Below are 12,444 nucleotides of genomic sequence, written 5' to 3' on the forward strand. Positions count from 1 at the left end.
CTTCGACGGAGTGGAGTCGTTGGATGTCACGGGGACGTTCAGCAAACGGCGGACGGTCTTACAGTCGAGGTTCCGTCGGCGGACGATCGCGCTGATCGTCCAGCGTTGCTCCAGTAAGCGGTGGATGTCGAGCGCGGCGCTATTCGGCGTAGTGGGGAGGAGCGGGGTTGTGAGCTGGTACGTGCTGGTGGAGCGGGTCAAGCACGGGGAGTGGAGCCTGGTGGACAAGATTCCCGTCGAAGGCGGAGAGGAGGCGGCTCTTGCGCGTGGTGAGGAGATCACTCGTACCCGCCCCCCTTGGGGCAGCGCCGCTTCCGACCCGTGCGGCCGGCTGGTGTTCCGCACTTCGCCGACGAGCTGGCTCGTCGAGCTGACCGAGTCGTCCTGGGCGAAGGGTGAAAAGTCACCGACCACGTACACCGAGCACTTGAACATCCGTGTGGCTGAGCTCGTTCGCGTGCAGGAGCCGGTACCTGCCGAGCCTCCCGAGAAGGGCCGCTTCGGCCGGTGAACCCATCGCGCTGCCCTCCCTTCGCACCGGCGGAAGCTCCACGGAGTGCGCCTACGAATGATCGCGGGTCTTCTCTCCTCGGCTTGGGGTCCGCCTGGAGTGGCCGACCGTGCTGGAGTACGAGGCCCCCGCGGGAGCGCCGGCCGAGGTGGTGCGGGCCCTGACGGCTGGGCTTGAGGCAGTGTGGTGTGGCGGCTTCATGGCCGTGGCCGCCTGTGGCTTCGAGAACGAGCTGTCCGCGCGCGGCGGCATCGACAGGTACCTACCCCCGTCCCGCCTCTGCCTCTGGCGGGTCCGTTGCTTCTTTACGCCTCCGCCGCCTGCGAACTTCCTTCTGAGAGATCAGCGAGGGGTAACATGCCGGAGCCGGCGGCAGGGCGATTGATGCCGATCCGCGCGTCGTCTGTAGCGGATGCGGAGCCGCTTGAGCTGGTACAGCCAGGTGAAGAAGCGCTCGACGACGCAGCGCACCTGGCCGTGGTGCTGGTCACCCCGGTCAGCGTGCAGGACTCTGCCGCCGGGACCCAGCTCCTGGACCAGGCCGCCGGCCATCCCGGCATCCGGGAGGTCCGGGGCGACGGCGGTTACCGCCAGCACCTCGTCGAACACGCCGCAACCCTCGGCATCGACAGGGAAATCACCAGCCGTAAAACCGAGATCAGGGGCTTCACCCCGATCCCGAACGGTGGGCAGTCGAGCGGACCTACGGCTGGCTCATGCTCCACCGCCGCCTGGCACGCGACTACGGAACCCTGCCCACCCGCTTCGAAGCCGTGATCGACATCGCCATGACCGACCCCATGACCCGCCGCCTCACCAGCGAGAACACCATCTCCTGGCGCGCCCCGACACCGCAGACCAAACGCGATATCCCGGGATGAAACAACGGAGGAATACGACCCCCAAAATTGAGTCGCCCGACACGGACGCGAGCGGGTGCGGTGACAGAGACCCCCGCGCCGCAGCTGCGGCCCGGTCACTGCCCGGATAGCGGCCCCCACGGCCGTGTTCCCGGCGCGGTGGAAATGGTCGTGGGGGCGCCGCAGGTCGAAGGCGAGTGCACCTCTGCGCGCGGGTGTGCGCCTGGGGCTGCGTGGGCGGAAGTTTCGCTTCGTGTGCTTCGTGCGCTCTCGGCCGGTCGGGTGAGTGCGCCGGTAAAGGGTGGAGCGCGGTTGGAAGGAGTGGCGCGTAAGACCCATCTCTCGAAGGGAGTTTGTGTCATGCGACGCTTCATCGCGGCGCTCAGTGTCCTCGTCGTCGCTGCCATCATGTCCGCTCCGCAGGCGCATGCGGCCAGCGGGGTCCTCGTCATCGATGGGCAGGCGTACGCGGACCCTCACGGGTGCTATCCGGGGGGCGGGTTCTTCGTGACGGTCACGAACAACACCGACCGGACGGCGTACGTCTATCCGAACAAGGGGTGTTGGGGTCAGCACGAAGGCTGGGTGCTGCCCGGCGGTCACGCCTCGATGAACGGCGGGAGCGTCTTCATCGAGTAGCTCAGGGCCGCCGTCGCAGCCCACTCGTCCTCCACATCGCAAGGAGTGTCAAGCCCATGACTCGTGTGCTGGTCACCGGGTTCGAACCGTTCATGCAGGACACCTACAACCCCTCCTGGGCTGCGGCGCAGCTGCTGCAGGACAAGCCTCCGCAGGGCCTGGAGGTGACCGCGGTCCAGCTGCCGTGCGTCTTCTCCCGGTCGATCCCAGCGCTGCGCGAGGCGGTCCGCGAATCCGACCCCGAGATCGTGCTGTGCCTGGGGCTGTCCCCCTACCGGGGCATCTCGCTCGAGCGTGTGGCGGTAAACGTCGACGACAGCCCGGGCCTGGACAACGACGGCCGGCAGCCGGTGGACGAGCCGATCGTTCCCGACGGTCCTGCGGCCTACTTCTCCACCCTGCCCGTCAAGCGGTGCGCCAAGGCCGTCCACGATGCGGGCATCTCATCGGACGTGTCGTTGTCCGCGGGCACGTTCGTGTGCAATCACGTCTTCTACGGGCTGATGCACCTGCTGGCCGAGGAGGGGAACAAGCGCCGGGGTGGCTTCGCCCATGTGCCTCACACTCCGGAGATGCCCGCGGTGTCGGGTTCCGGCATCCCGTGCATGCCGGTCGACACCACGGCGGCCGGTCTGCGTGTCGTGCTGTCGACGGCGGCGGCGCACCGCAGTGATGTCAAGGTCGCCTGGGGGACGATCGCGTGACCTCGCTCCACCGTCGTCCGTAGGCGGGAGGGCCGTACCCGGCCAGGGACGGCCCTCCCGCCTGTCGGTCAGTAGGCGTAGGCGGACTTGCCGCTGGTGGTGACGGCGACACGCGTGATGCCGCTGCCGGCCGGCAGGGCCTTGACGGGGGTGTGGTCGCGGGCGGTGGTGGGGGTGTTGGTGCCATCGCCGAGCTGGTAGGCGTCGTTGTTGCCGAGAGTGAGGACGGAGCCGTCGGGCTGGGCGGCGAGAGTGAAGTCGGCACCGCCGACGATGCTCTTGGTGCCCTTGAGCTTGTCGATGGGTACGGGCGTGGTGCGGTTGGTGGTCGTGCCGTCGCCGAGCTGGCCGGCGTCGTTTTTGCCCCAAGCCTTCACGTCACCCTCGTGGAGGATGGCGAAGCTGTTGTGCGTGCCGGCGGAGATGGTCTTGACGCCTTTGAGGAGCTTGACGTCCACGGGTGCGAGTGCGTGGTCGACGGCGTCGTTGCCGAGCATGCCGTCGGTGCCTTCTCCCCATGCCTTGACCGTGCCGTCGACGGTCAAGGCCAGGACGTGGCTGCAGCCCACGGAGATGTCGGTGACGTCGGTGAGGTCTTGGATCTCCTGGGGGGTGTTGCGGCTTTCGTTGGCGGTCTCGTCGTCTTTGCTTGGGCCGGTGCCGAGGCGGCCCATGGTTCCGTCTCCCCACGTCCAGACGGTGCCGTCCTGCCGCAGGGCGACACTGAACTGGCAGCCGGCGCCGACTTCCTTGACGTCGTCGAGGGCTTGGACGAGGACGGGGGTCTTCTTCATCCCCTTCTCGCCGTCCTCGGTGAGCCCGTTACCGAGCTGGCCCTTGGCGTTGCTCCCCCAGGCATGGACGCGGCCTTTGCGGACGGCGAGGGCGTGGTCGCTGCCGGCGTCGGCGGCGCTGATGCCGGACAGGCCGGCGACCGTCGTCGGGACGGACTGGTCGGTGGTGGTTCCGTTGCCGAGCTGACCGCCGGCGTTGGCTCCCCAGCTCTTGACGGTGCCGTCGGACAGGAGGGCGACGGCGAAGCCGGTGTCGTCGTCGCCGCCGCCGGAGAGCTTGCGTACGTCGGTACGCGCGAGACCGGTGACGTCACCGGGTGTGGGCTGGCTGGTGGTGGTGGCGTTGCCGAGCTGGCCGACGGCATTGGCGCCCCACGTACGGACCCAGGGGTCGGTGGCGGCGGCCGAGGCGGCGGGGACGGCGAGGGCGGTGAGCGAGAGGGAGGCGAGGAGCGTGGTGCTCAGGCGACGGTGAGGGGTCATGGGAGTACCTCGTGGGGAAGGGCGCGGGCGGGGACGGATTCGCGCTGGTGTGGAAGTGTTCCTTGCGGTTCGGGGGGGACGGGGAGCGGCCTCGTAAGCCGGGGCGGGACAGCCGCACCCCGTGCTGATGCCGGTGCAGGTCAGTGCACGTAGGTGGTGTTTCCGCCGAGCGAGGCGGTGACGTCGGTGGTGGAGGAGTCGGACTGCAGGACCTTCAGCATGGTGTGGCTGTCCGTGGTGTTGCCGTTGCCGAGCTGGCCGTCGGCGTTCTGGCCCCAGGTGTAGACGTGGTCGTCCTTGAGGGCGACACCGTGGTAGGCGCCTGCTGCGAGTTTCGTCAGGTTCTTGAGCTGCAGGATCTCGATGGGGGCGGTGCGGTTGGTGCGGTACACCTCTCCGTCGAAGTTCTCGTCTTCGTCGAGGAGCTGCCCGTACTGGTTGTGTCCCCAGCCCCAGACGGATCCGTCGTTGAGGACGGCGTAGTTGTGCCAGCCGCCCGCGTGGATGGTGGAGACGCCCTCGAGCCAGTCGACGTCCACGGGCTTGGTGGACGAGGCGGTGGAGGAGTTCCCGAGCTGGCCGTAGATGTTGTAGCCCCATGCCTTGACGACGCTCTTGCCTGCGTCCTCGCCTTCCTCCGCGGCGGTCACGGCGAGGGCGTGGTGGCAGCCGGCCGCGATCTTGGCGACCTTGGGCAGGCCGGTGACCTGGCGGGGTACGGAGCTCGACTCTCTGCTTCCGTTGCCGAGCTGGCCGTAGATGCCGCGGCCCCAGGCGTAGACCTTGCCGTTGTCGAGCAGGGCGAGGCTGAAGTCGCATCCGGCCGCGATCTGGGTGACCTTGGGCATGCCCTGGACGCGGGCGGGGACGCTGCGGTTGTCGCCGGTGCGGCCGTTGCCGAGCTGGCCGTAGGAGTTGTCGCCCCAGGAGTGGACCTGGCCGTGCTCGTCCAGGGCGAGGGCGTGCTCTCCGCCGGCCGCGATGTCTGTCACTGGGGGCAGGTTGGGGACCTTGACCGGGACCGTCTGGGCGGCGTGGGTGTTGTTGCCGAGCTGTCCTGAGGCGTTGTGGCCCCATGACCTGACCGTGCCGCCGCTGCTGGCGAGGGCGAGGGCGAAGCCGTTCTCCGATGAGGTTCCGCCGGCTGCGATCTTCTTGATGTCGCCGCGCAGGAGGTCGGTGACGGCGGTGGGGGTCGCGCTGTCGGTCATGGTGCCGTTGCCGAGCTGGCCGACGATTCCGGCGCCCCAGGTCATCACGGTGGGCTGGATCTCGTCGGCAGTGGCGGGGGTGGCCGTCATGGCGAGGGCGGCCGTGGTCGCGGCGATGGCCACCAGGCGTACGACGGTGATGCGGTGCGCTGCACGGGACATGGCGCTCCTTCAGGGGTGATGGGGGGGTAGCCGGTTCCGCGGCCGGGGGCGAGCCGGGTGGCGTCACCGGGGGGGGCCGAGCGCAGGGGAACGGCCGTACGACGTTTGCAGCCTGTCCCAGGGGCGGCGGTCCCGCGACCTTTCCTGAGTGGGCTCACTCCATCGCCGGTCGCCCGCTCAGCGGGGCGCATTCAGGAATTCGTTCCGCTCTGGGGAAACCCGTGCGTCTGACGGCCGTTGTGGTGAGGATGCCGTGCTTGCACGGCTTTTCCCGGGGGCGGGGGTGGGGCGCGAAAGGTCCGGCGCGTACTGCGGCCGGGTGAAAGCCGCACCGGTGTCGGGGAGTTGCTCCGCGCCGGGCGCATGGCCGCGGGGGTGTACCTCCGATGAGGTGAGTGGGTGGTTTCCGCGGGGCAGGCTGCGTGCGGACACGCCCTGTGGGGTCCGATCCGGTGAACTGCAGCGGTAGTAGGGGAACTTCACAGTTGCTCGTACGGAGCAGGATCACCATTCCCCGCAGAAATGTTTCTGTCACCCCATACGGCGATATGAAGAATTGAATCATTGGGTGCGGGAGTGGATCTTCCTTCGATCGCAAAGAGTGCGCCGCGTGCGCGCCCCTGCCGAACGATATTCCGGAGAAACGTTTCTTCAACTGTGCGGCCTGCCCGGAAATTCAGTGTGAGGGCACCCGGGCTCCACAGAATGTGTCCGGCAAACAGTTGGTCGATGGGAGAAACGCATGTTCTACGCACGATGGGTCAGGGCGTCCGTCACCGGCGTCGCGGCCGGGATGCTCCTGAGCGCGGCCCCGGTCACCGCGCAGGCGCTGACCCCGCAGGCGCCCGGATCCCCGCCGCGCCCGGCGCAGGCCGCCGGGGAGTTCGGCAGTGCCACACAGTCACCGGGAGCGTGGCCGTATGCGCCCTGGCTCCTGGAACAGGCACGTCAGTCGAGGACGGCCATCGGGCCCGAGGGTGTTGCCGCCGGCCCCTGGGCGGCCCTGCGGGCGCTCTGGTCGGCGGTGGCACCCGAGCCGGGCGACCCGTCCCCTCCGTCCATGGACATGCCCGCCTCCCCGCCGGGCGAGCAGCCGGAGGTGCAGAACTCCGACCCGTGCGGCGCCGGCGGCACCAACCCGTCCGGCTGTGGGGCGCGCGAAGGGAACCAGAAGGAGATCGAGGACTGCCCGCCCGGCACGGCCGGCTGCCTTGCGAAGTACGCCACAGACGGGCAGGCCACCCAGACCGACCTGACGTCGACGGCGACGTTCGTCGACATGCTGGCGAACAAGGACCGCTTCGCCTCTCCCCAGCAGGCCTCCGCCCAGATGTGCGGGATCTTCTCCCAGCACATCTCCTTCTACGGCCCCGACCAATACCAGTTCCAGCCGACGACCAGCAACTGTCTGTCGGGCCAGTCCGCCGAGGACAACGAGCAGCCCACGGTCACACCGGTCGGCACGCTCACTCGCCTCCCGTCCGACCCGCCCCAGTAAGGAGAGTCCGCTCGTGCGTGTCACGTCCCTGCGTCTTCCCGCCGCTGTCGTCCTGGGCGGTGCCCTTCTCCTGCCCCTCTCCTGCATGCCCGCGCTCGCGGCCCCGGCTCCCGCTCCGGACGGGTCGTGGCGGGAGACAGACGTCGCCAATGGCGACTTCTCCGCTCCCGCGCTGTCAGCCACGGCCGAGGCCAGCCAGGAGACCGTCCCCAAGGAATGGTCCGGGAGAGACGTCATGCTCTTCTCCGGTCCGCTCGCGAGACGTTCCGACAAGCGGCAGGCCGTCTCCCTCAACGACAGCACCGGCCCGGGCGTACTGCGCCAGCGTTTGTGGAGGGTGAACGCCGGCGCGAAGGTCCGCGTCAGCTTCCACGACTCCGCCTCCACCCTGTCGACGTGCACCCCGGACAGGGTCGCCGACGGCCAGCGCTACAAGGTCAGCACCTACAAGCCCGTCCCCTACGGGGTCGACGGCAAGCCGTCCGCGGACCGGGAGGTCCACCACAGCCAGGAGTACCGGACCGAGGGCTACACCAAGCCCCCCAACAAGACCGGTGACGGCTCGTGGACCCCCGAGGCGGAGGTCTTCGAGTTCACGGCTGCGGAGGACAACCCGCTGGTCGCCTTCGAGTCGCTGGAGAAACCCACCGGCAGCGGCGACGAGGAGAAGAAGTGCGGCCCGCTCATCGCCGCCGTCACCGCACAGCAGCAGGCCGCCGCCGTCGACCACTACATCGAGCAGAACGACATGCCCTGGCACGCCTACAAGGGCGACGACGAGATCTCGCTCGAGACCGCCCTGGAGTCGTGCAAGGGCGTCAACGCCTGCCGGTTCACCGCCGACCCCGACTACTCCTACCAGTACTACTCCAAGGTCCGGGTCGTCGGATACGCGGCGATCAACTGCACACGCAACCAGAAGACCGACAAGCGAACCCTCAGCTACACCGAGGAAGGGTTCGACAGCATCACCCAGGAGCTCCGTCACCTCAAGAACGCCGCCCAGGTCGACCAGAACCTCGCCAACAGCGGAGCCGACGACAAGGGCGCCGGATCACCGAACCTCCAAGAAGCCTTCCCCGAGATGTTCAAGCAGGCGGCCGCCGGCTTCCAGCGGCTCCAGGGGAACACCAGGCTCGTCAACACCACCGACCCGCTCACCACCACCCGAACCGTGGACAAGACGGTCGACCAGGCGGTCCAGCCCAGCGAGGCCAGCTGGTACGAGGTGCAGGCTTCTCGCGAGCGCGTCGAGGGAACCTTCCGCGGGAGCGGTAACGTCCGCATCGACGCCATGCTCGACTACCCCTCCAACCGGGTCCCCGACCGCTTCTACCAGCGCACCGGCCCCATGACCCAGGACGAACAGCGGCACTGCCTGACCGAGCGCCCCCTGCGGGTCACCCCCGACAACGGCGGCGTGGACCCCGGCTCCGACCCCCGCTCCACCGCGCCCCGTACGCCCGGGCACGCCGCGGCTCCCGGGCCCGCCGCAGGCCACGCTCAGGCACCGGGTTTCGCTCCGGGACCCGTCCACGCGACAGGCGCCGCAGGCCTGCCCACCCCGGCCGGCACCACGCAGCACTCCGCCCACACCGGGCCCGCACCGGCCTTCCATGCCGCGCCCGCTGCCGGCTTCCGCGCCGAAGTCTCCGTCCCCTCCGGCCCCCGTTCCCCTGCACCAGGCGGGCTCAAGACGGTCCGGCTCCAGCCCCTCACCCAGGTACCGGCCACGCCCGCCGTCCAACCCGCACCGCGAGGAGCCGTCTCATGAATCGCCTCACGACTCCGACCGCCGACCCAGCCGACTGCGCCCGGCGCAGGTCCGTGTACCGACTCGTACGCCGGTCCGCGCCCCTGCCCGTTACGGCGCTGACCCTCGCCCTCGCCGCTGTGCTCACCGCCACCCACCCAGCCCAGGCCGACCAGGCCCCCGCCCCCTCTGCGGTACCCGCAGCCGGACCGGTGTCCGTCGTCGGCGACATGCCGGCTCCCAAGGCGACGCGCAACGGGCGTGCCGTCCCGGTCAAGGACGTGCTCCGCTCGTGCAAGGGTGCCAACTGCCATTTCCGGATCGCCCAGGGCCCCACCGAGTACCTGAGCGCCGTCACCAACGTCGGCAGCGCGATCGTCAACTGCTCCGACGCCGACATGGTGGTCGAGCGGGAGGTCACCCTCACCTCCTCGATCACCGACAATGTCGAAGGCGAGATCTCCGGCTCGTGGACCCACGAGGGCACGGTCGACAAGACCGTCTGGGGCGAGGACCACGCCGAGCACACGGAATCCGCCCGGCTGCAGAACACCGGTACCACCACCGTCACCGGCACGATGACCAAGAAGCAGTCCAAGGAGTCCGGGCAGACGCACCACACCGCACCCAAGGACAAGGGTCCCAACGACGAGCAGCACGGCAAGATCGTCGACGACACCGAGACGCAGAGCCAGACGCAGAACTCCGCCGAGACCCAGACCGAGGTGACCTCCTCCTCCATGGGATCGGTCACCGGTCACGACGAGTTGCACGTCGGGGTGAAGGAGGCGTTCACCGCGGCCTTCCGTCTGACCGCCGGCCGCGAGCTCACCCAGAGCGTTCAGGAACGGATGATGTACACCATCACCCTCAAACCCAAGGACATCCTCACCCTCGGTGCCCAGAACGCCATGGTTCGCACTCAGGGCACACTCCGCGTCAACGACAGCGCGGGCTCGGGCAGGGCGTCGGTGGAGAACATCACTGTCAACAGCCCCTCCACCACTAACGCCAGCTCGCTGATCGCCCAGACCTACACCGACGCCGGCCAGTGCATCGGTGTGCGTCCCTCCAAGAACGCCGCCGACCCCCAGCCAGGACCGCGACCGCGCGCGAGCGACAGCGCCTTCGAACCCAGGGGCGTGAAGGAGACGGCACGTCCTCTGCCGTCCGCCCCCGGCCTGTACGAGCTCCCCGCCCCTGCGGCAGGGACGACGCCCGACTCGGTCAGCGTGGTCCCCCTGCCGCCCGGGACGGCAGCCCTGCCGTAGGACCGGAATCCCTCCAACGGACCATCTCCTTAACACTGCTGGAGATACCGCGCAGTGCGCCCCCACGCGCCCCACGCACCCCCGGACAGGCCCGGCCGAAACGCACTCCGCCCCCCAGTCGGTCACCGCCGGCCACGGCCGTCGAATGCGCTCCCCTGTTCGAGTGACGTACTCACACCCCGCTGGAATCGGGTCCTCACGGTGCGTAGCTTTCATGGGGGTTGGGGCAAACCGACCCGACCTGACCGAAACCGGATTGAAGGAGGTTCGTCATGGCTGACACGCCCAACGAGATCCCCGAGGAAGAGAACACCCACTCCCGCCAGCAGGCCGGCGACAAGGCCAAGGAGGAGGCGGCCAAGAAGGCGCGTTCCGTCCGCGGGCACGACGAGGGCGACGACGAGCCGCCGCGAGACCGCGGTGCGATCGCTTCCGACAGCGCGCTGAAGACGGACATCGCGGCGGTGGCGTGGTAGTCCACCCCGACCGTCTGCGGTCCGCCGACACGGCGGACCGCAGACCTGCCCCGCCTCAGGCGCCCGTCGTCGCCGACTGCCCGCCGCTGAACGGATTCGACATCCTGCAGAGAGTCGTCGACCTCCCGGTGAGCACCTGGCGCTATCGAGCCGGGCCGGACACGGTCCGCCATCTGGGCCCGATGGCCCAGGACTGGTGGGAGGCCTTCGGCCTCGGCGGCGACGACAGGACCATCAGCCCGGTCGACACCAACGGCGTCGCCCTCGTGTGCGTTCAGGCCCTTCACCGGCTCCTCCAGGACAGCCGCGCGGAGATCGCAGACCTACGAGCAGAGGTCGCCCGCCTCACGGCCGCCAAAGGGCACCGCTGACATCACTGAACAGCACACCACGACCGCGGGGAACCCGGAGCGGTGGATCTTTCCGCATCCGCATCACCCGACGCCGCCCGCCGGCCTCGGGGGCCGGTTCCCCCGCGGCAGTGCTCCACGACGGACCCTCCCGGATGATCCCGCCCGCCTCGGCCAGGCACCCGTCGACCTCGCCGCCGCGGGCGTCCTCCCGTCGTCATCATGACGACCTAGGCCCACCACAGCCTCCCCCGCGGGCGCCAGGATCCGGCGGACGCTGCGGAATTGGCCGTCGCCGTGGCCCTCCCTGCACTGCCCCCCAGCCCAGACCCCACGACCGTTCCCACGCCCTGACACCAGGGCCGGCCCCGCACAGGAGAAGCACAATGCCCCAAGGGCTGTCCATCCACATCGGCATCAACGAGATCGACGAGACCCGCTACGGCACCAAGGCCGAGCTGAAGAACCCCGAAAACGACGCCCTGGCCATGACCGAGCTCGCCAAGGCCAACCGGTTCGCCCCCCTCGCGACGCTGCTCACCAAGGACGCCACCAGCGAGAAGGTCACCGCCGCACTGAAGGAAGCCGCCGCCCAGCTCTCCGCCGGCGACATCCTCCTCCTCACCTACGCCGGCCACGGCGCTCAGGTCCCCGACAAGAACGGCGACGAACCCGACCGCCGCGACGAGACCTGGGTCCTCTACGACCGCCAGTTCGTCGACGACGAACTCCACCATCTCTTCGGCACCTTCACCGAGGACGTACGCATCCTTCTACTCTCCGACAGCTGCCACAGCGGCACCGTCGCACGCGACCTCTCCCTCTTCCTCAACGACGCCGAGCTCGAGCGCGGCTTCGACACCAGCGACCGGACCGAGGTCCGCGCCCGCGTACGAGCGCTGCCCCAGGACGTGTCGTTCCGCAACTACCAGCGCGACCAAGAGATCTACGACGAGATCCAGCGCTCCGTACCAGCACTGGATCTCCAGGACATCAAGGCCGACGTCCTGCTGGTCTCCGGCTGCCAGGACAACCAGACCTCCAGCGACGGTGCGGGCCCCCACGGCCTGTTCACCGAGACCATGCTCAAGACCTGGAAGAACGGCGCCTTCCAGGGCAGCTACTCCACCCTCCACCGGCAGATCACCGAAGCCATGCCCTTCTACCAGTCCCCCAATCTCTACCAGACGGGCAAGTCCACTCCCTCCTTCCTCGCCCAAACACCCTTCGCCATCTCCTGAACCGACCTGCAGCCAGGGTCCCGTACCGGCTCCATCCAAATATCCCCATCAACGTCGCCACGAAGATGATCGCGGCCAGGGCTTCACAGTCACCCGCCCGGCGCCGGCCGCCGCCCTGCGGACGTACGCGGCACGAGCCCGGCCCGGCCGAGCGGGCTCGGGGGGGCGTCGTCAGGCCCTCGCACGCCTGCACAGGGAGGCGGCCGCCATCCTGTCGAAGTCGATGTGAGCCGTTGGTGCGGAGTGCTGCTAGGGCGTGTATCCGCAACCGCCACAACACCCCGTTGATCACCTGTCGGTGATCCCGCCACGGCCGCCCACGACCGTCAACACCCGGCAACACCCGGCAACACCCGGCAACAACGGCGCTATCCGACCCCACGCCGCATCCGTCAACTCACCACGACCCAGCACAAGATCAATTATCAGACAGGACCTAGGCAGTGTCTTCAAATGATCACGGCTGGTGGATCATGGTGCAGTGATACGTC

11 protein-coding genes and 2 pseudogenes are annotated in these 12,444 nt (G+C 68.9%); 10 read left to right on the plus strand and 3 right to left on the minus strand.

The features are described from left to right. The first annotated feature begins 169 nt into the window (after positions 1-169). From AB0K65_RS30605 to pcp, 4 genes and pseudogenes are all read left to right on the plus strand, one after another. Entirely contained in the window at positions 170-511 is a 342-nt protein-coding gene (locus AB0K65_RS30605) for a hypothetical protein (protein WP_365722251.1), read from the plus strand. Between the two features lie 480 nt (positions 512-991). Next, positions 992-1,392, plus strand: a pseudogene (locus AB0K65_RS30610) (transposase); the annotation flags it as partial. 339 nt (positions 1,393-1,731) lie between these two features. Beyond that, positions 1,732-2,010 carry a hypothetical protein gene (locus tag AB0K65_RS30615; protein ID WP_365722253.1) on the plus strand — a complete coding sequence of 93 codons (279 nt, stop codon included), beginning with the start codon at positions 1,732-1,734 and terminating at the stop codon, positions 2,008-2,010. 56 nt (positions 2,011-2,066) lie between these two features. Next, positions 2,067-2,714, plus strand: coding sequence for a pyroglutamyl-peptidase I (pcp, locus tag AB0K65_RS30620; RefSeq protein ID WP_365722255.1), 648 nt, complete (start codon positions 2,067-2,069; stop codon positions 2,712-2,714). Between the two features lie 68 nt (positions 2,715-2,782). Here pcp and AB0K65_RS30625 read toward each other — a convergent pair whose 3' ends face one another. Both AB0K65_RS30625 and AB0K65_RS30630 read right to left on the minus strand, forming a co-directional pair. After that, entirely contained in the window at positions 2,783-3,991 is a 1,209-nt protein-coding gene (locus AB0K65_RS30625) for a chromosome condensation regulator RCC1 (protein WP_365722257.1), read from the minus strand. Positions 3,992-4,131: 140 nt separating this feature from the next. After that, positions 4,132-5,364 (minus strand): sialidase, encoded by a 1,233-nt coding sequence (locus tag AB0K65_RS30630; RefSeq protein ID WP_365722259.1) that lies wholly within the window; start codon positions 5,362-5,364, stop codon positions 4,132-4,134. 742 nt (positions 5,365-6,106) lie between these two features. Between AB0K65_RS30630 and AB0K65_RS30635 the strand changes: the two genes are divergently transcribed. The 6 genes from AB0K65_RS30635 to AB0K65_RS30660 all read left to right on the plus strand — a co-directional run bounded on the left by AB0K65_RS30635 (position 6,107) and on the right by AB0K65_RS30660 (position 11,953). Beyond that, positions 6,107-6,862, plus strand: coding sequence for a hypothetical protein (locus tag AB0K65_RS30635; RefSeq protein ID WP_365722261.1), 756 nt, complete (start codon positions 6,107-6,109; stop codon positions 6,860-6,862). Positions 6,863-6,875: 13 nt separating this feature from the next. Next, a complete protein-coding gene (locus tag AB0K65_RS30640) occupies positions 6,876-8,636 on the plus strand; it encodes a hypothetical protein (protein ID WP_365722263.1) in 1,761 nt (586 codons plus the stop codon). Continuing rightward, positions 8,633-9,886 carry a hypothetical protein gene (locus AB0K65_RS30645; protein WP_365722265.1) on the plus strand — a complete coding sequence of 418 codons (1,254 nt, stop codon included), beginning with the start codon at positions 8,633-8,635 and terminating at the stop codon, positions 9,884-9,886. Before AB0K65_RS30640 ends, AB0K65_RS30645 begins: the two co-directional genes overlap by 4 nt. Before the next feature lie 272 nt (positions 9,887-10,158). Continuing rightward, complete coding sequence (locus AB0K65_RS30650) at positions 10,159-10,362, plus strand: hypothetical protein (protein WP_365722267.1); 204 nt, start codon at positions 10,159-10,161, stop codon at positions 10,360-10,362. Continuing rightward, a complete protein-coding gene (locus tag AB0K65_RS30655; RefSeq protein WP_365722269.1) occupies positions 10,356-10,733 on the plus strand; it encodes a tail fiber domain-containing protein in 378 nt (125 codons plus the stop codon). Before AB0K65_RS30650 ends, AB0K65_RS30655 begins: the two co-directional genes overlap by 7 nt. 365 nt (positions 10,734-11,098) lie before the next feature. Then, entirely contained in the window at positions 11,099-11,953 is an 855-nt protein-coding gene (locus tag AB0K65_RS30660; protein WP_365722271.1) for a caspase family protein, read from the plus strand. A 268-nt stretch (positions 11,954-12,221) separates the two neighbouring features. Here the strand turns inward: AB0K65_RS30660 and AB0K65_RS30665 are convergent. Beyond that, positions 12,222-12,367, minus strand: a pseudogene (locus tag AB0K65_RS30665) (transposase); the annotation flags it as partial. Between the last annotated feature and the right edge of the window lie 77 nt (positions 12,368-12,444).

Source organism: Streptomyces sp. NPDC053755, from assembly GCF_040677675.1.
Taxonomy (GTDB): Bacteria; Actinomycetota; Actinomycetes; order Streptomycetales; family Streptomycetaceae; genus Streptomyces.

Bases quoted from the DNA above. Each gene is read 5' to 3' on its own strand.
- AB0K65_RS30615 (WP_365722253.1), top strand. From the start codon at position 1,732: ATGCGACGCTTCATCGCGGCGCTCAGTGTCCTCGTCGTCGCTGCCATC.
- pcp (WP_365722255.1), top strand. From the start codon at position 2,067: ATGACTCGTGTGCTGGTCACCGGGTTCGAACCGTTCATGCAGGACACC.
- AB0K65_RS30625 (WP_365722257.1), bottom strand. From the start codon at position 3,991: ATGACCCCTCACCGTCGCCTGAGCACCACGCTCCTCGCCTCCCTCTCG.
- AB0K65_RS30630 (WP_365722259.1), bottom strand. From the start codon at position 5,364: ATGTCCCGTGCAGCGCACCGCATCACCGTCGTACGCCTGGTGGCCATC.
- AB0K65_RS30635 (WP_365722261.1), top strand. From the start codon at position 6,107: ATGTTCTACGCACGATGGGTCAGGGCGTCCGTCACCGGCGTCGCGGCC.
- AB0K65_RS30645 (WP_365722265.1), top strand. From the start codon at position 8,633: ATGAATCGCCTCACGACTCCGACCGCCGACCCAGCCGACTGCGCCCGG.
- AB0K65_RS30650 (WP_365722267.1), top strand. From the start codon at position 10,159: ATGGCTGACACGCCCAACGAGATCCCCGAGGAAGAGAACACCCACTCC.
- AB0K65_RS30660 (WP_365722271.1), top strand. From the start codon at position 11,099: ATGCCCCAAGGGCTGTCCATCCACATCGGCATCAACGAGATCGACGAG.